Origin of the sequence: Streptomyces sp. NPDC051109, assembly GCF_044455885.1 — a bacterium.
Classification (GTDB): domain Bacteria; phylum Actinomycetota; class Actinomycetes; order Streptomycetales; family Streptomycetaceae; genus Streptomyces.
In genome coordinates this window covers 570,280-587,071 of record NZ_JBITFF010000003.1, presented here as the reverse complement: position 1 = coordinate 587,071, position 16,792 = coordinate 570,280, and the positions used below count along the sequence as shown (strand labels likewise).

The following is a 16,792-nucleotide window of genomic DNA, read 5'->3' as shown; positions in this document are numbered from 1 at the left end:
AACCACCTCGTTCGCCTCAGTGGACGGGGTGCATCGTGCGCCGCAGCCACGGCGAGGAGTCCGGCGGCCATCCGGCGAACGGCGCGGCGCATCGCGTCGGGGGCCGGGGCGCACTCGGCCGAGTGCTTTCGCCCGGCCAGATGGCGGCGGCCGAGGACGTACCGGACCAGGCCCGCGGTCATGCCGACGGCGACGGTGCTGGCCACGTTGGGCTTGAGCAGGCCGGTGCCCGCGCTGATCACGCCTAGACCCGTCCAGGTCATGGCGGCCGTCGGCCCGCCATGGCGTAGTGGCCGCAGGCGATCAGGACGCCGCCCCGGAGCACGGCACAGCGCGGCGAGGCCCCGGGGGTGTCCGAGGAGGGCGTGGTCGTCGGCGGCCGGAGTCCGGTCCGCTTCCGGGTCGGACGGCTCCGCCGGTTCCTCTGCTGCCGTGGTAGTTCTGGACAAAGGACATTCTCCGGTTGTTTCGGCTCCTCACGAACATACCGGTGCGCATCGGGCAGTGCGCGGGTGGCGACATGGCGGCCGCTCTCGGTGATCGAAAACAGACCGGATACGCTGGCTTGAGTGATGGCAGCGACACATCGACAATCCAGGTGATCGTCACCGTGATCGTCAGCAGACAGGAGTACCCCTCGTGACCGTCGTCGGGCCGTTCGGACTGAGCGTGCGGGACCAGGCTCTTGAGACCGATGTCCAGGCCGGACTGGCCGCCGTCGAGGCGGGTCTGCTGGAGGCCACCAAGAGCGAAGTCCCCTTCATCACCGATGCCGCGCAGCACCTGCTGCGCGCCGGGGGCAAGCGGTTCCGGCCGCTGCTGGTGATGCTCGCATCCCGGTTCGGCGATCCCTACGCGCCCGGCATCGTGCCCGCCGCGGTGGTCGTCGAGCTCACCCATCTGGCGACGCTGTACCACGACGACATCATGGACGAGGCGGACGAGCGCCGCGGCGTGGCCAGTGCCAACGCCCGCTGGGGCAACTCGGTGGCCGTCCTGACGGGTGACTTCCTGTTCGCCCGCGCCTCGCACATCCTGGCCGACCTCGGGCCGGAGGCCGTACGCATCCAGGCCGAGGCCTTCGAGCGGCTGGTCACCGGCCAGATCCTGGAGACGGCCGGCCCGCGCGACGGCCGCGACCCGATCGCCCACTACCTCGACGTCATGGCGGGCAAGACCGGCTCCCTGATCGCGGTCTCCGGCCGGTTCGGCGCCCTGATGTCCGGCGCCGACGAGTCGGTCGTCGACATCCTGACCCAGTACGGGGAGCGCCTCGGCATCGCCTTCCAGCTCGCCGACGACGTCCTGGACATCGCCTCCGACGCGCACGAATCCGGGAAGACGCCGGGGACGGACCTGCGCGAGGGCATCCCCACGCTGCCCGTCCTGCGGCTGCGCGAGATGGCCGCCCGGGGCGGCGACCCCGAGGACCTGGAGCTCGTGCGCCTCCTCGACGGAGACCTGACGGACGACGCCTTGCACGCCGAGGTGCTCGCCCGGCTGCGGGTGCACCCCGCGCTGGAGCAGGCCCGCCGCGACACCATCCGGTACGCGCAGGAGGCGCGGGCCACGCTGGCGCCGCTGCCGGAGGGCTTCGCGAAGTCGGCGCTGGAGGAGCTGTGCGACGCGGTGGTGCACCGCGCCGGCTAGGACGCGTCCCGGTACGCCCGGATACGTCCGGACAAGCCGTTCTGCAGGGCGAGGGCCCGGCATCCCCTACGGGTGGAGGATGCCGGGCCCTCGTCGTGTCATCCCTGCGGCGTACGCCGAGTTGGCCCCGGGGAGTGACGCCCCGGCCCCTGCCCTTTTGGTCAGATGGAGACACACCAGAACGGGTGACACAGAGGTAGGGCAGACATGGCAACGAACGCAAAGACCCGCAAGGCCGCCCGGTACGCCGTACCGGTAGCGGTGGCGGGTGTGGCCGCCGCGACCGTGGCGATGGTCCCGGCCTTCGCGAACTCCGGCGGCCCCGACCTGCCGAAGACGACCGCGCAGCAGCTCATAGAGAAGGTCGCCGCCTCCGACGTGCAGCAGCTGTCCGGCAGCGCGAAGATCAGCACCGACCTGGGTCTGCCGACCCTGGCGAGCGGCCTCCTCGGCGGCAAGGGCATCGCGGGCGGCTCGGCGAACCCCGAGGACAAGCTCGCGCAGCTGGCGAACGGCACGCACACCCTGCGCGTCGCGGCCGACGGGCCGGACCGCCAGAAGCTCACGTTCGTGGACGGCAAGGACGAGTACAGCCTCATCCACAACGGCGCCGACGTCTGGGGGTACGACAGCAAGGCCAACGAGGTCTGGCACGAGAAGAACCCCGAGGCGGCGGCCGGCAAGGACGAGAAGAAGACGGCCGAGCGGCTCGGCGGCGCCTCGCCCCAGCAGCTGGCCCAGGACGTGCTGAAGGCCGCCGGCCCGACCACGGACGTCAGCGTGGGCGAGACCGCGCAGGTGGCCGGCCGGGACGCCTACCAGCTGGTGCTGAAGCCGAAGCAGAGCGGATCCACGGTCGGCTCGGTCAAGATCGCGGTGGACGCCAAGAACGGCGTGCCGCTGCGGGTGCAGCTGCTCGCGGCCGAGGGCGGCAAGCCGATCTTCGACGCCGGGTTCACCAAGGTGGACTTCGCCAAGCCTGCCGCCGACACGTTCGCCTTCACCGCGCCCAAGGGCGCCAAGCTGACCGAGGGCGCCGCCGGAGCGGGCAAGGACGGCCGCGGCCACGGCAGGGAGTTCAAGGGCCTGGACTCCTTCCCCGGCCTCGACGCCCTGACCGGCGGCATGGGCGTCCCGGGCGGAAAGGGCGGCGAGACCAAGGTGCTCGGCGAGGGCTGGGCGACCATCGCCCGCGTCGAGACGGGCGCCGGCAAGAGCCTGAAGGACATCGAGAACGGCAAGGACACTCCGAAGGAGGCCAAGCAGTTCCTCGACTCCCTCGGGGGCAAGGTCACCGGCAAGTTCGGCGAGGGCCGGGTCTTCAAGACCCGCCTTGTCAACGCCCTGATCACGGACGACGGCAAGGTCTACGTCGGCGCGGTCACCAAGGACGCGCTGGTGAAGGCGGCCGACGCCGACAAGTAGTGCCGCACGGCGGGTAGGACGTTCCGAAGGGTGGGCGGGGACTGTGTCCCTGCCCACCCTTCGGCCGTTGTGGCCCTGTGTACAGCGGCCCCGCTGTACCGTGAAAAGCATGTCGAGACACGTCACCATCCGCCTGAACGAAGAGTTCCACGAGCGCCTCAAAGCGCGTGCGGCGGCACTGGGGACGACGGTCACCGCGCTGATCACCGAGGTAACGGAACGCGAGCTCGACGAGGACCGGGAGAACTTCCTTTCCGGCATCGAGGAGTTCGCCGACCACTGGGGCTACTTCCAGGAGCGGTTCGGCAATTGAAGATCACCATGGAGTGGGCCTGGACCGCTCTGGCCCACCATCTCCCGTCAGATCCCGCCGTGTGGGACCCCTCCGGGGTGGCCGCCGCGGTCGCCCGACACCAGAACGACCTCGTCCTGGTGCCCGAACAGCCCGCCCCGGACACCGCGTGGCGGGCCGCCGCGTTTCTGCACACCCTCGCGGTGTGCCCGGCGCTGGAATCGCCGATGAACGAGTTCTACGCGGCCGCCGCCACGCGCTCGTACCTGCGCGTGGCGGGAGCCAAACAGCTGCCTTCACCGGAGGACCTCGGCGACCTGGTGGAGGCGGCCAAGCTGGGCCGCGCCGACGTCGCCGCGGTCGCCGAGGAACTCCGCGCCCTCATACAGGAGCCGCAGACGGCGTCGTCCTAGGCCCGCTCCTGTCTCAGAAGGTGATCTTCCAGCTGTTGATGTAGCCGGTGTCCTGCGCCGCCCCGTCCTTGACCTGGAGCTTCCAGACTCCGTTGGCCACCTCGCTCGACGCGTTGACCGTGTACGACTGGACGAGGTTGTCGGCGCTGCCGCCGCTGCGGTTGTGCAGGTTGTAGACCGTGCCGTCGGGGGCCACCAGGTCGACCACCAGGTCACCGCGGTAGGTGTGGACGATGTTCACGTCGACCTTGGTGGTGGCCGGGGCGTTGCCCGCGACGCCGGAAACCGTGATCGGCGAGGTCACCGCGGCGCCGGGGGAGTCCGGGATGTTCACGTCCGTCGTGTTCTCGAAGGACGGGCCCGGCGGGACCGGGGTGGCCGCCCCCAGGTTCCAGATCGCGTACGCGATGGCGTCGGAGTTGCGGTCCAGGGCGGTGTCGTTGATGTTCGCCGACGTGTCGCACGAGGCGTGGTAGCAGCGGTCGAAGGCCTGCCCGGAGGTGCCGCCCCACTTCTGCGCCTGCGCCGCCGTCTTGGTGTAGTCGGCGCCGGAGAACAGGCCGCCGACCGGGATGCCCGCGCTCTTGAACGGGGCGTGGTCGGAGCGGCCGTCGCCCTCGGTCTCGATCTCCGTCGGGATGCCGACGCCCGCGTAGTAGTTCTTGAAGGTCTGCTCGATGGTCGGGTCGTCGTCGTAGACGAAGTAGCCCGGGTTCGGCGAGCCGATCATGTCGAAGTTCAGGTACCCGGAGATCTTCGACTTCTCGGCGGCCGGCAGGTTGTTCACGTAGTACTTCGAGCCGATCATGCCGAGCTCCTCCGCGCCCCACCAGCCGAAGCGCAGGTGCTTGGTGGGCTGGAGCTGTGCGCGCGAGACGGCCAGCGCCGTCTCCAGGATGGCGGCCGAGCCGGATCCGTTGTCGTTGATGCCGGGACCCGCGGTCACCGAGTCCAGGTGCGATCCGGCCATCAGCACCGAGTTCGGGTCACCGCCCGGCCAGTCGGCGATCAGGTTGTAGCCGGTCGCGCCGCTGCTGGTGAAGGTCTGCAGGGTGGTGGTGAAGCCGGCCGCGTCCAGCTTGGCCTTCACGTAGTCGACCGAGGCTTTGTAGCCGGCCCGGCCGTGGGCGCGGTTGCCTCCGTTGGCGGTGGCTATGGACTGGAGTTGCGCCAGGTGCGCCTTGACGTTGGCGACCGGGATGTCGGGCGGGGTCGGCGCCGCGGTCGCCGCCGTCGGGGCGGCGAGTGCGGCGGGGGCGGTGGAGGCGAACAGGCCGGCGACCGCGATGGCGGTCACGGCGGCGAGACGCCGGGAGACGGACAGGCTCATGTGGGGGACTCCGGAATTCCGTTGGGGATTGAACGGAACGTGCGGGGTGGCGCAATTGAGCGATCGTGCGTCAGTGCGAGCCTGATGTTCAGTGGAAGGGTGACTGCCCGTCAAGACCGTGATTCGGTCAGGGCCGTTCGGAAAACGGACGATCCCCGCTACGGAGGTTCCGTAGCGGGGATCGTGGGGTGGTGGGGAGGAGCGGCGGGGCTACGCCGGCTCGGGCGCCGGGGTGGCCGCCACCGGCCCGGCGGCGGCGCGGGCCGCTACGAGCCGGGCCCGGGTCCTGCGCGCCGTACGCAGCGCGTCCCAGGTCAGCAGCGCCAACGCGGCCCAGACCAGGGAGAACCCGGCCCAGCGCTCCGGCGGCATCGCCTCGTGGAAGTACACGACGCCGAGCCCGAACTGGAACACCGGGGCCAGGTACTGGAGCAGCCCGAGCGTGGACAGCGGGACCCGGATCGCGGCCGCACCGAAGCAGACCAGCGGGATCGCGGTGACCAGCCCGGTCGCGGCGAGCAGTGAGGCGTGCCCGAGGCCCTCTGCGGCGAAGCTCGACCGGCCCTGCGCGCCCAGCCACAGCAGGTAGCCGAGGGCGGGCGGGAACAGCAGCGCGGTCTCGGCGGCGAGCGACTCGACCCCGCCCATGTTGAGCTTCTTCTTGATCAGCCCGTACGCGGCGAAGGAGAAGGCCAGCACGAGCGAGATCCACGGCGGCCGCCCGTACCCGACGGCGAGCACCAGTACGGCGGCCACGCCGATGCCGACCGCCGCCCACTGCGCCCGGCGCAGCCGCTCGCCGAGGACCAGGACGCCGATCGCGATGGTGACGAGCGGGTTGATGAAGTAGCCGAGGCTGGCCTCGACGACCGCGCCGTTGTTCACGGCCCAGATGTACAGCCCCCAGTTCACGGAGATCACCGACGCGGCCAGCGCGGTCAGGGCCAGCTTGCGCGGCTGGCGGAGCAGGTCCCCCATCCAGGCCCAGCGGCGCATGGCCAGCAGCAGGATCCCGACCACGCCCAGCGACCACACCATGCGGTGGGCGAGGATCTCGATGGCCCCGGACGGCTTGAGCAGCGGCCAGAACAGGGGGACCAGCCCCCACATCCCGTATGCGCCGAATCCGTAGAGCAAACCCGTGCGCTGCTCGTTCTCCGCCTTCACGGGGCCCTCCAGTCGTCATTCGGCCAACCTCACGAAGGTAGCGCCGGGTGGACCGGATGTCATGCCCGTTCACGGGAGATACTCATGACACGTCCGGGGCCTTGCGTGGCTGCGGCGGCGCGGACTCAGGCCGCGCGGCCCGGCCTCAGGCCGCGTCGGCCCGGGGCCGCGCCGGCCCGGTTCGGGCCGGGGCCCGCCCGCTCAGGCCAGAGCGGAGGCGATGGCGTCCGCCACCGGGGTCGTCGGGCGGCCGATGAGCCGGGACAGGTCCCCGCCGGTGTGGGCCAGCCGGCCGCGGGAGATCGCCGCGTCCACGTCGACGAGGATCGCCGCGAAACCCTCGGGCACCCCGGCGCCGGTCAGGATCGACAGGTGCGTCTCCGCCGGGACCTCGCTGTACGCGACCTCCTTGCCGGTCTGCGCCGCGACCTCGGCCGCGTACTCCGCCAGGCTCCACGCGGAGTCGCCGGAGAGCTCGTACACCTGGTTCAGGTGGCCTTCGCCGGTCAGCACGGCTGCCGCCGCCGCCGCGTAGTCCGCCCGCGCGGCCGAGGCGATCCTGCCCGCGCCCGCGCTGCCCACGACCGCGCCGTGCTCCAGGACGGTGCCCAGGTGCCCGGTGTAGTTCTCGTGGTACCAGCCGTTGCGCAGGAAGGTGTGGGGCAGGCCGGAGTCGAGGATCGCCTGCTCGGTGACCTTGTGCTCGTCCGCCAGGTCGAAGTCGGCCTCGGGGCCGCCGAGGATCCCGGTGTACGCGAGCTGGGCGACGCCTGCGGCCCGTGCGGCCTCGATCACGGCGAGGTGCTGCGGCACGCGGCGCCCGACCTCGTTGCCGGAGATCAGCAGGACGCGGTCGCCGGAGCGGAAGGCGCCGGCCAGGGTCTCGGGGGCGTCGTAGTCCGCGACGCGCACCTCGACCCCGCGCGCGGCCAGGTCGGCGGCCTTCTCCTCGCTGCGGACGACGACGGCGACGCGCTCGGCGGGGACCTCGCTCAACAGCTCCTCGACGACGAGGCGGCCGAGGGCTCCGGTGGCTCCGGTGACGACGATGCTCATGGGGTGCGCTCCTTGCGTGGGGGCCGTGTCCGGCTTCGGGGGTATGACACCACCCTAGGGAGAGCGCTAACCTTTCGTAAGTACCCACTTCAAAGTAAGGTACTGGTATGAAGGTAAGTGTGAAGGCTCCGATGTGCCCCTCCCGCGGAGTGCTGGAGCACGTCACCAGCCGCTGGGGCGTCCTGGTGCTGGCCGCGCTCGTCGAGCGCTCCTACCGCTTCAGCGAGCTGCGCCGGGAGGTGGGCGGCGTCAGCGAGAAGATGCTGGCCCAGACCCTGCAGACGCTGGAGCGCGACGGATTCGTGCTGCGCGACGCGAAGCCCGTGATCCCGCCGCGCGTGGACTACTCACTGACCGAGCTGGGGCGTGAGGCCGCCGAGCAGGTGTGGTCGCTGGCCCGCTGGACCGAGCGGCGCACCGCCGACGTCCAGGCGGCACGGGCCGCGTACGACGGAGCCCGGAGCTCCTGAGGAACTCCGGGCCACCCTCGCGCGGGTACGGGTGCGGGTCAGCCCACGACCGTCCAGGTGTCGTTGCCGGCGAGCAGGGTGCTGAGGTCGCCCTTGCCCTTGGCGTCCACGGCCGCATCCAGCTGCTCGGCCATCAGCGTGTCGTACACCGGCCGCTCCACGCTGCGGAAAACCCCGATGGGCGTCTGGTGCAGGGTGTGCGGATCGGCCAGCCGGGACAGGGCGAACGCGGTGGTCGGGCCGGCGCTGCGCGCGTCGTGGACCAGGATCCGGGACTCGTTCTCGGGGGTCACCGTGACGACCTCCAGCTCCCCGGTGGCCTGGCTCCGTACGACGCCCTTGTGCCCGTCGGCCCCGAAGCGGATCGGCTGCCCGTGCTCCAGCCGGATCACCGCCTCCTGGGCCTGAGCGTTGTCCTTGAGCACCTCGAAGGCGCCGTCGTTGAAGATGTTGCAGTTCTGGTAGATCTCCACCAGTGCCGTGCCCTGGTGGTCGGCTGCCGCGCGCAGTACCTCGGTGAGGTGCTTGCGGTCGGAGTCGATCGTCCGGGCGACGAAGGTGGCCTCGGCGCCGAGCGCCAGTGAGACCGGGTTGAAGGGGGCGTCGAGCGAGCCCATGGGGGTGGACTTGGTGATCTTGCCGACCTCGCTGGTGGGCGAGTACTGGCCCTTGGTCAGCCCGTAGATCCGGTTGTTGAAAAGCAGGATCTTGAGGTTGACGTTGCGGCGCAGGGCGTGGATCAGGTGGTTTCCGCCGATGGACAGCGCGTCGCCGTCCCCGGTGACCACCCACACCGACAGGTCGCGGCGCGAGGTGGCCAGCCCGGTGGCGATGGCCGGGGCCCGGCCGTGGATCGAGTGCATCCCGTAGGTGTTCATGTAGTACGGGAAACGCGAGGAACAGCCGATCCCCGAGACGAAGACGATGTTCTCCTTCGCCAGCCCCAGTTCGGGCATGAAGCCCTGCACCGCCGCCAGCACCGCGTAGTCACCGCACCCGGGGCACCAGCGGACCTCCTGGTCCGACTTGAAGTCCTTCATGGACTGCTTGGCCTCGGCCTTCGGCACGAGGGAGAGCAGATGGGGGGCGTCGGTCACCTCAGTCATTGATGGCCTCCTCGAAAACCTTCGCGAGCTGCTCAGCCTTGAACGGCATTCCGTTGACCTGGGTGTACGACTGGGCGTCGACCAGGTACTTCGCCCGGATCAGGGTGGCGAGCTGCCCGAGGTTCATCTCAGGCACCACTACCTTCTCGTAACGCTTCAGGACCTCCCCGAGATTCCTCGGGAACGGGTTGACGTGGCGCAGGTGGGCCTGTGCGACGGGGGTGCCGACGCCCCGCAGGCGGCGGACGGCGGCGGTGATGGGGCCGTAGGTGGAGCCCCAGCCCAGGACCAGGGTCCGGGCGCCGTCCGGGTCGTCGACCTCCAGGTCGGGGACCCGGATCCCGTCGATCTTGGCCTGGCGGGTGCGGACCATGAAGTCGTGGTTGGCCGGGTCGTAGGAGATGTTGCCGGTGCCGTCCTGCTTCTCGATGCCGCCGATGCGGTGTTCGAGTCCGGGCGTGCCCGGGACCGCCCACGGGCGGGCCAGCGTCTGCGGGTCGCGCTTGAACGGCCAGAACGCCTCCGTGCCGTCCGCGAGCTGCTGGTTGGGCGCCGCGGCGAACTGGACCTTCAGGTCCGGCAGGTCGGCGACGTCCGGGATCCGCCAGGGTTCGGAGCCGTTCGCGAGGTACCCGTCGGACAGCAGGAAGACCGGCGTCCGGTACGTCAGCGCGATCCGCGCGGCGTCGAGGGCTGCGTCGAAGCAGTCCGCCGGGGTCCGGGGCGCCACGATCGGCACCGGGGCCTCGCCGTTGCGCCCGTACATCGCCTGGAGCAGGTCCGCCTGCTCCGTCTTCGTCGGCAGACCCGTCGACGGGCCGCCGCGCTGGATGTCCACGACCAGCAGCGGCAGCTCCAGCGAGACCGCGAGCCCGATCGTCTCGGACTTGAGCGCGACTCCGGGCCCGGAGGTGGTGGTCACCCCGAGCGCGCCGCCGAAGGCCGCGCCGAGCGCCGCGCCGATGCCGGCGATCTCGTCCTCCGCCTGGAAGGTCCGCACGCCGAAGTTCTTGTGCCTGCTCAGCTCGTGCAGGATGTCCGACGCCGGGGTGATCGGGTAAGAGCCCAGGTAGAGCGGCAGATCGGCCTGCCGGCTCGCCGCGATCAGCCCGTACGACAGGGCCAGGTTCCCGGAGATGTTCCGGTACGTGCCCGTGGGGAAGGCCCGGGTCGCCGGGGCCACCTCGTACGAGACGGCGAAGTCCTCGGTCGTCTCGCCGAAGTTCCAGCCCGCCCGGAAGGCGGCCACGTTCGCCTCGGCGATGTCGGGCTTCTTCGCGAACTTCTGCCGCAGGAACGCCTCCGTACCCTCGGTGGGCCGGTGGTACATCCAGCTCAGCAGCCCGAGCGCGAACATGTTCTTGCTGCGCTCGGCCTCCTTGCGGGGGAGCCCGAAGTCCTTCAGCGCCTCGACGGTGAGCGTGGTCAGCGGCACCTGGTGGATGTTGTAGGCGCCCAGCGAACCGTCTTCCAGCGGCGAGGTCTCGTAGCCCACCTTCGCCATCGGGCGCTTGGTGAATTCATCGGTATTGATGATGATCTCGGCGCCGCGCGGGACGTCCGCGATGTTCGCCTTCAGCGCCGCAGGATTCATCGCGACCAGTACGTTCGGGGCGTCGCCCGGCGTCAGGATGTCGTGATCGGCGAAATGCAGCTGGAATGACGACACGCCCGGCAGGGTGCCGGCGGGGGCGCGGATCTCGGCCGGGAAGTTCGGCAGCGTGGAGAGGTCGTTCCCGAAGGAAGCCGTCTCCGAGGTGAACCGGTCCCCCGTGAGCTGCATGCCGTCCCCCGAGTCACCCGCGAAGCGGATGATCACCCGGTCCAGGCGGCGCACTTCCTTGCCGCCGGGGGCCGGGGGTGTCCGTTGTTCGCCGACTACGGCACCTTCGGCCCCGTCGGCCTGTTCGGCTGGACTACTGACCTGGCTGGTCACTGAACTGGACCTCCTTCGAGGCGTGGCGTTCCCGTTCCCAAGGTCAACCCTACGTCGGTAGGAGTGGCCTTCCCGGGGGACGCTCGTATTCTGGACCGTCTTCTGCGGCGGTCTGTCGAGAGAATCCCGTGGGATTGAGCGGGTCCACGGGATTCCGAGAGATTCCGAGAGATTTCCGAGAGATTCCGAGATTCGTGCCGTGCAGAAATAGTGCGAGCCCCAGCGGCCAGGGTGCGGTAACGCCGCGCCTGACAGGGTGTCAGTTGATCAAGGCTTTGATCAATGCCCCGCGTCTTTCGATCAAGACCGCAGGTAGGTGAGAACGGCCAGGACCCGCCGGTGGTCCCCGTCGCTCGGTGACAGCCCGAGCTTCATGAAGATGTTGCTGACGTGCTTCTCCACCGCCCCGTCGCTGACCACGAGCTGCTTGGCCACGGCCGAATTGGTGCGCCCCTCGGCCATCAGGCCCAGCACCTCGCGCTCGCGCGGGGTCAGCCCCGCCAGGACGTCCTGCTTCCGGCTGCGGCCGAGCAGCTGGGCGACCACCTCCGGGTCCAGGGCGGTCCCGCCCCGGGCCACGCGCACGACGGCGTCCAGGAACTCCCGCACGTCGGCCACCCGGTCCTTGAGCAGATACCCCACCCCGGTGCTGGAACCGGCCAGCAGTTCGGTGGCGTACTGCTCCTCCACGTACTGCGACAGCACGAGCACGCCTATCCCGGGATGCTCGCGCCGCAGCCGTACCGCCGCTCGTACGCCCTCGTCGGTGTGCGTCGGCGGCATCCGTACGTCGGCCACCACCACATCCGGCAGCGCGTCCTCTGCGGCCAGCTCCGCCACCGTCTTGATCAGGGCTTCCGCGTCCCCGACGCCGGCCACGACGTCATGTCCCCGGTCGGTCAGCAACCGGGTCAGGCCCTCACGCAGCAGCACCGAATCCTCGGCGATGACCACCCGCACCCTGTCTTCCACGTCCAGCAGCTCCCGAGTCCACGTCGTCCGATGTACCTGACGCAGCCAAGCATCCCAGCCCGGAGGCCGGATGGAGGCGAGTCGGGATCATCGAATGAGGCGGGCGCGGGAGCGGGAGCCGGGAACGAACGGGGCGCCGGCAGGAACGGCCGGAAGGAACGACCGGAGGCAATCGCGGTTACCGGGAACGCCAGGGGAGCTCGGCGGTGACGGTGGTGCCGCCGCCGGCCGGGGAATCGACCACCAGCACCCCGTCCACGGCGTCCAGCCGCTCGGTGAGTCCGGCCAGCCCCGTGCCGGAGCCCTCGCTGCGCGCGCCGCCGCGCCCGTCGTCAGCGACCTGGATCAGCAGCCGGTCCCCGGACCTCCAGACGTCCACGCTCGCGGTACGGGCCCCGGAGTGCTTGCTGATGTTCTGGAGGAGCTCCGAGACGGTGAAGTACGCGATCCCCTCGACGGCGGAGGCGGGCCGGTCCGGCAGGTCCGCGGACACCCTTACCGGCACCGTGCAGCGGGACGCCACGGAGGAGAGCGCCGCGTCCAGACCGCGGTCGGTCAGCACGGCCGGGTGGATCCCGCGGGCCAGGTCGCGCAGCTCCTGGAGCGCGACCTTCACCTCTCCGTGTGCCTCGTCCACCATCCGGGCGGCCGCCTGCGGGTCCTCGGCGAGCTTCTCCTTGGCCAGTCCGAGGTCCATGGCCAGCGCCACCAGGCGGGCCTGCGCGCCGTCGTGCAGATCGCGCTCGATGCGCCGCAGGTCGGCGGCGGCGGTGTCGACGACGACCCCGCGGTCGGACTCCAGCTCCGTGACCCGGTGGTCGAGGCGCGAGGGCCCGAGCAGCCCCGCGATGAGGACGCGGTCGACGGTGGTCAGGGCCCGCACCACCCAGGGCGTGGCCAGCGTGAAGGCCAGCCCTGCCAGGAAGGCGAGGGCGATCTCGGCGGGGGAGTCGAGGTAGAAGGTGTAGTCGCCGTTCTGGAAGAGCTGGAGCCCGGGCCAGTCGGTGTAGGCCGGGAAGACCCAGAACCAGACCGGGTACAGCAGGAAGGCCCAGCCGTACGCCCAGAACACCAGTGCCAGGGTGAAGGCGAAGATCGCCCAGGGGAGGTGGATCACGGAGTACAGCGCGTGCCGCCAGGCGCTGCCGCTCTTGAGCAGGGCCCCCATGGCGGCGAGCGGCCCGCGCTTGTCCGCCCGGATCGGCGCCGGCTCGGCGATGTCGACCCCGAGCATGGCCCGCGCCCGGCCCCGCTCGAGCCGCCCGAACCCGCGGCACATGGCGAGCACCCCGGCGAGGACCGGGATCCCGAGGAAGGTGACGAGCAGCCCGGCGCCGAGGCTGACGCCGGTGATCGCGAGCGAGAAGTACAGCAGGCTCAGCGGCAGGCCGAGCACCAGGTACCCGAACTCCCGCCAGGTCCGTCCCTCAAGGGGAGCACGCAACGCACGGCCGAAACCCATCATCCAACCCGCCCTCTCGACACTTCCCGTAACCACACCCCCACCCTCCCGCCCGGGAGCCCCCCGAACCATCGGGCGGGTAGGCGTCCCCATGGTGGGGATAACCCCACCACCCCCCGAGCCAGCAGCCCTGGATCCGCCCCCGATCCCGGGCCGCCGGGATCCGGCAGACACCACCGGCGCCCGGGAGACGACACCGGCCCCGGCACCTGCGCCCGGGAAGACGACGCCGGCCCCGGAAACACCACCGGCGCCCGGAAGACGACACCGGCCCCGGAAACACCACCGGCGCCCGGAAGACGACACCGGCCCCGGAAACACCACCGGCGCCCGGAAGACGACACCGGCCTCGGAAACGACGGGGACCCCCGCCCCACACCGGACGGGAGTCCCGATCGAAGACCGCGGTCGGCGAAAGGCGAAATCAGCCGCGCCCGCGCCACGGCAGCTCCGCCGTCACCACCGTCCCCTCCCCCTCGGGGGAGTCGACGGCGAACACCCCGTCCACCGCGCGCAGCCGCTCGGCCAGCCCCGCCAGCCCCGACCCGCCCCCGACACCGGCCCCGCCCCGCCCGTCATCCGAAACCCGGATCAGCAGCCGCCCCGAGGCGGTCCCGGAGGTCCGGCGGACCTCGACGCTCGCCCCCCGCGCCCGCGCGTGCTTGCTCACGTTCTGCAGCAGCTCCGACACCGTGAAGTACGCGATCCCCTCGATCGCGGCCGCGGGCCGCTCCTCCAGGTCCACCGCCACCTTCACCGGCACCACGCACCGCGAGGCCACCGCCGACAGCGCCGCGTCCAGCCCCCGGTCCGTCAGCACCGCCGGGTGGATCCCCCGGGCCAGGTCCCGCAGCTCCTGAAGCGCCAGCTTCACTTCCCCGTGCGCCTCGTCGACCATCGCCGCCGCCGCGTCCGGATCCTCCAGCAGCTTCTCCTTGGCCAGGCCCAGCCCCATCGCGAGCGCCACCAGCCGCGCCTGCGCCCCGTCGTGCAGGTCCCGCTCGATGCGCCGCATGTCGGCCGCCGCCGTGTCCACGACCACCCCGCGGTCGGACTCCAGCTCCGCGATGCGCCGCTCCAGCTCGTCCGAGGGCGACAGCAGCCCTCGCACCATCAGCCGGTCCACGTTCGACAGCCAGCGCACCACGTACGGCAGCACCGGCCACAACACCAGCAGCCCCACCAGCGCCACCGTGAACGTCAGCACCCCCCACGGCAGCCGCATCAGCTCGTAGAGCACGGTCCGCCACGCCACCGGGTCCTTCACCCCCGCCCACAGCCAGGGGAAGAACCCGCCGGCCCGCCGCGGCCCCGGCAGCGGAGTCGGCTCCTCCACCCGTACGCCCAGCAACACGCGCGCCCGCGCCCGCTCGACCCGTCCCAACTGGCGGGACCCGAGCAGGCCGACCGCGAGCAGCGGAAGGCCGATCGCGGTCACGGACAGGCCGCCCGCGGTCGCCACCATGGTCACCGTGTAGACGAAACCGACGAGCGCGAGCGGAAGATTGCCCAGCAGATGGACGGTCTCCTTCCACGCCACGGCGCCCAGGGCGGGGCGTACGGGCGGAGGCCGGTCGTTGTCGGGGCCCGGGTGGGAGACTTGAATGCGCGCGGTCATGCGGCACAGCCTGCCAATTCCGGCTCGCCGGTGCCATGGGGGAGCCGGGCCCCTGTAAACGGGGGATAACCCCACCCTGTGTGGACCAGGCCCTAGACTCCCGTCCGTACCAGATCATCGACAGTGGCCAAGGAGCGAGGAACGGACGTGCCCGACCCAACGGTATCGACCGTAACCGTGCTCGCGGCGGACTATTTCCGGAGTTATTCGGTCGTCGGCCTGCTGGCCGTCCTCGGTGTGCTCTTCGTGGCCGTCGCGTTCGGTGCGGGCCGCCTGCTGAGACCGGTCGTCCCGACCCCCGAGAAGCTGCTGACGTACGAGTGCGGCGTGGACCCCGTCGGCGAGGGCTGGGCGCACACCCAGGTCCGCTACTACGTCTACGCGTTCCTCTACGTCATCTTCGCCGTCGACTCGATCTTCCTCTTCCCGTGGGCGACGGTTTTCGCCGCCGCCGGCTACGGCGCCACCACGCTCGTGGAGATGTTCGTCTTCCTGGGCTTCCTGGCCGTCGGCCTGCTCTACGCGTACAAGAAGGGCGTCCTCGAATGGACGTGACACCGGCCGGGATCCCGGCCGAGCCCCAGCTGCTCCCGGAGCCCAAGCGCCTGGGAGTCCTCTCCCGCCTTGCGCCCGAGCCCATGAAGGTGGTCCTGAACTGGGGCCGCCGCTACAGCCTGTGGGTCTTCAACTTCGGCCTCGCCTGCTGCGCGATCGAGTTCATCGCCGCGTCGATGGCCCGGCACGACTTCATCCGGCTCGGCGTCATCCCGTTCGCGCCCGGCCCGCGCCAGGCGGACCTGATGATCGTCTCGGGCACGGTCACGGACAAGATGGCGCCGGCCGTGAAGCGGCTGTACGAGCAGATGCCGGAGCCGAAGTACGTCATCTCCTTCGGCGCCTGCTCCAACTGCGGCGGGCCGTACTGGGACTCCTACTCGGTGACGAAGGGCGTCGACCAGATCATCCCGGTCGACGTCTACGTCCCCGGCTGCCCGCCGCGGCCGGAGGCGCTGCTCCAGGGCATCCTGAAGCTCCAGGAGAAGATCGCCAGGGAGTCGCTGGCGGACCGCTACGCGACCGACCCCTCGACGGCCCAGCTCACGAGCGGCCTGGTCAAGCCCCCGCCGGCCCCCGGAGCGGGCGCATGAACCTCTACGACTCCCTCCCCGACGCTGCCGCCACGGTCTTCGGCGCGGAGGCGACCGCCTCGTACGCGTACGAGGTCCTGACGGTGGACGTCCCGGTCGGAAGCTGGATCCCGGCGCTGGAGATCGCCCGGGACAAGCTGGGCTGCACGTACTTCGACTGGCTGAGCGCGGTGGACGAGCCGGGCGAGGGCTTCCGTGTCTGCGCGCACGTCGTGTCCCTCGAAAACCGCCGCGTACGCCGCCTGCTCCTGCGTACGACGGTGCCGCACACGGCCCCCTCCCTCCCCTCCGCGGTCGCGGTCTACGCGGGAGCGGAATGGCACGAGCGCGAGACGTACGAGATGTTCGGAGTGGTCTTCACGGACCACCCGCACCTGGTCCCCCTCCTGCTCCCGGAGAACTTCGAAGGCCACCCCCTGCGGAAGGACTTCGTCCTGGCCGCGCGCGTCGCGAAGGCCTGGCCGGGAGCCAAGGAGCCGGGCGAGGCGCACGACCCCGACGCCCCGAAGCGCCGCCAGATGCTTCCGCCGGGCGTCCCGGACCCCAACGACTGGGGCCCCCTGAAGGGCCAGCTCCCCCCGGCCCCCACCCGACCCGCCCGCGCCGCCCGCACCCCCCGCGCGGCGGCCGCCGGCGCGGGAGCGGGCGCGCCGGGAGCCGAAGCCCCCACCCGCCCGCCGCGCCGCACCCGCTCGGTGGCGGACGGCTCGACGAGCCAGGCCGTCCCCCCGGCGGATGCCGCGGCCG

16 protein-coding genes and 1 pseudogene are annotated in these 16,792 nt (G+C 71.2%); 8 read left to right on the top strand and 9 right to left on the bottom strand.

The window, feature by feature from the left end; genetic code table 11:
• Positions 1–29: 29 nt before the first annotated feature.
• A pseudogene (locus ACIBAD_RS08565) lies at positions 30–328 on the bottom strand (MFS transporter); the annotation flags it as partial.
• A 311-nt stretch (positions 329–639) separates the two neighbouring features.
• Between ACIBAD_RS08565 and ACIBAD_RS08560 the strand changes: the two are divergent.
• From ACIBAD_RS08560 to ACIBAD_RS08545, 4 genes are all read left to right on the top strand, one after another.
• On the top strand, positions 640–1,650 hold the full coding sequence (locus ACIBAD_RS08560) for a polyprenyl synthetase family protein (RefSeq protein WP_398905359.1): 1,011 nt from the start codon (positions 640–642) through the stop codon (positions 1,648–1,650).
• Positions 1,651–1,857: 207 nt separating this feature from the next.
• A complete protein-coding gene (locus tag ACIBAD_RS08555) occupies positions 1,858–3,075 on the top strand; it encodes an outer membrane lipoprotein carrier protein LolA (protein ID WP_398905357.1) in 1,218 nt (405 codons plus the stop codon).
• Positions 3,076–3,118: 43 nt separating this feature from the next.
• Positions 3,119–3,388: a plasmid partition protein ParG gene (locus tag ACIBAD_RS08550; RefSeq protein ID WP_134072092.1), complete on the top strand. Its 270-nt coding sequence runs from the start codon at positions 3,119–3,121 to the stop codon at positions 3,386–3,388.
• Positions 3,385–3,780: a hypothetical protein gene (locus ACIBAD_RS08545; protein WP_389012140.1), complete on the top strand. Its 396-nt coding sequence runs from the start codon at positions 3,385–3,387 to the stop codon at positions 3,778–3,780. Before ACIBAD_RS08550 ends, ACIBAD_RS08545 begins: the two co-directional genes overlap by 4 nt.
• Before the next feature lie 13 nt (positions 3,781–3,793).
• Here ACIBAD_RS08545 and ACIBAD_RS08540 read toward each other — a convergent pair whose 3' ends face one another.
• From ACIBAD_RS08540 to ACIBAD_RS08530, 3 genes are all read right to left on the bottom strand, one after another.
• A complete protein-coding gene (locus tag ACIBAD_RS08540) occupies positions 3,794–5,110 on the bottom strand; it encodes a M28 family metallopeptidase (protein ID WP_398905354.1) in 1,317 nt (438 codons plus the stop codon).
• A gap of 210 nt (positions 5,111–5,320) precedes the next feature.
• A complete protein-coding gene (gene rarD / locus ACIBAD_RS08535; RefSeq protein ID WP_134072088.1) occupies positions 5,321–6,277 on the bottom strand; it encodes an EamA family transporter RarD in 957 nt (318 codons plus the stop codon).
• A 201-nt stretch (positions 6,278–6,478) separates the two neighbouring features.
• Positions 6,479–7,333 (bottom strand): SDR family oxidoreductase, encoded by an 855-nt coding sequence (locus tag ACIBAD_RS08530; protein ID WP_134072086.1) that lies wholly within the window; start codon positions 7,331–7,333, stop codon positions 6,479–6,481.
• Positions 7,334–7,440: 107 nt separating this feature from the next.
• Here ACIBAD_RS08530 and ACIBAD_RS08525 point away from each other — a divergent pair, with 107 nt between their 5' ends.
• Entirely contained in the window at positions 7,441–7,803 is a 363-nt protein-coding gene (locus ACIBAD_RS08525) for a helix-turn-helix domain-containing protein (protein WP_134072084.1), read from the top strand.
• A gap of 38 nt (positions 7,804–7,841) precedes the next feature.
• Here the strand turns inward: ACIBAD_RS08525 and ACIBAD_RS08520 are convergent, their stop codons facing one another.
• The 5 genes from ACIBAD_RS08520 to ACIBAD_RS08500 all read right to left on the bottom strand — a co-directional run bounded on the left by ACIBAD_RS08520 (position 7,842) and on the right by ACIBAD_RS08500 (position 14,897).
• Complete coding sequence (locus ACIBAD_RS08520; protein ID WP_134072082.1) at positions 7,842–8,909, bottom strand: 2-oxoacid:ferredoxin oxidoreductase subunit beta; 1,068 nt, start codon at positions 8,907–8,909, stop codon at positions 7,842–7,844.
• Positions 8,902–10,845, bottom strand: coding sequence for a 2-oxoacid:acceptor oxidoreductase subunit alpha (locus ACIBAD_RS08515; protein WP_134072080.1), 1,944 nt, complete (start codon positions 10,843–10,845; stop codon positions 8,902–8,904). The genes ACIBAD_RS08520 and ACIBAD_RS08515 overlap by 8 nt, the downstream gene beginning before the upstream one ends.
• A 300-nt stretch (positions 10,846–11,145) precedes the next feature.
• Positions 11,146–11,805 (bottom strand): response regulator transcription factor, encoded by a 660-nt coding sequence (locus tag ACIBAD_RS08510; protein ID WP_030161942.1) that lies wholly within the window; start codon positions 11,803–11,805, stop codon positions 11,146–11,148.
• A gap of 190 nt (positions 11,806–11,995) precedes the next feature.
• On the bottom strand, positions 11,996–13,351 hold the full coding sequence (locus ACIBAD_RS08505; RefSeq protein ID WP_134074444.1) for a sensor histidine kinase: 1,356 nt from the start codon (positions 13,349–13,351) through the stop codon (positions 11,996–11,998).
• 352 nt (positions 13,352–13,703) lie between these two features.
• Positions 13,704–14,897 (bottom strand): sensor histidine kinase, encoded by a 1,194-nt coding sequence (locus tag ACIBAD_RS08500; RefSeq protein WP_134072078.1) that lies wholly within the window; start codon positions 14,895–14,897, stop codon positions 13,704–13,706.
• Between the two features lie 147 nt (positions 14,898–15,044).
• Here ACIBAD_RS08500 and ACIBAD_RS08495 point away from each other — a divergent pair, with 147 nt between their 5' ends.
• The 3 genes from ACIBAD_RS08495 to ACIBAD_RS08485 form a co-directional block, all read left to right on the top strand.
• Complete coding sequence (locus ACIBAD_RS08495; RefSeq protein ID WP_030298105.1) at positions 15,045–15,452, top strand: NADH-quinone oxidoreductase subunit A; 408 nt, start codon at positions 15,045–15,047, stop codon at positions 15,450–15,452.
• Positions 15,443–16,045: an NADH-quinone oxidoreductase subunit B family protein gene (locus ACIBAD_RS08490; RefSeq protein ID WP_134072076.1), complete on the top strand. Its 603-nt coding sequence runs from the start codon at positions 15,443–15,445 to the stop codon at positions 16,043–16,045. The genes ACIBAD_RS08495 and ACIBAD_RS08490 overlap by 10 nt, the downstream gene beginning before the upstream one ends.
• The coding region (locus ACIBAD_RS08485; protein ID WP_398905348.1) for an NADH-quinone oxidoreductase subunit C at positions 16,042–16,792 on the top strand (751 nt) is incomplete at its 3' end. The genes ACIBAD_RS08490 and ACIBAD_RS08485, both read left to right, overlap by 4 nt.

Bases quoted from the DNA above. Each gene is read 5' to 3' on its own strand.
- ACIBAD_RS08520 (WP_134072082.1), bottom strand. From the start codon at position 8,909: ATGACTGAGGTGACCGACGCCCCCCATCTGCTCTCCCTCGTGCCGAAG.
- ACIBAD_RS08525 (WP_134072084.1), top strand. From the start codon at position 7,441: ATGAAGGTAAGTGTGAAGGCTCCGATGTGCCCCTCCCGCGGAGTGCTG.
- ACIBAD_RS08505 (WP_134074444.1), bottom strand. From the start codon at position 13,351: ATGGTTCGGGGGGCTCCCGGGCGGGAGGGTGGGGGTGTGGTTACGGGA.
- ACIBAD_RS08530 (WP_134072086.1), bottom strand. From the start codon at position 7,333: ATGAGCATCGTCGTCACCGGAGCCACCGGAGCCCTCGGCCGCCTCGTC.
- ACIBAD_RS08555 (WP_398905357.1), top strand. From the start codon at position 1,858: ATGGCAACGAACGCAAAGACCCGCAAGGCCGCCCGGTACGCCGTACCG.
- ACIBAD_RS08490 (WP_134072076.1), top strand. From the start codon at position 15,443: ATGGACGTGACACCGGCCGGGATCCCGGCCGAGCCCCAGCTGCTCCCG.
- ACIBAD_RS08540 (WP_398905354.1), bottom strand. From the start codon at position 5,110: ATGAGCCTGTCCGTCTCCCGGCGTCTCGCCGCCGTGACCGCCATCGCG.
- ACIBAD_RS08500 (WP_134072078.1), bottom strand. From the start codon at position 14,897: ATGACCGCGCGCATTCAAGTCTCCCACCCGGGCCCCGACAACGACCGG.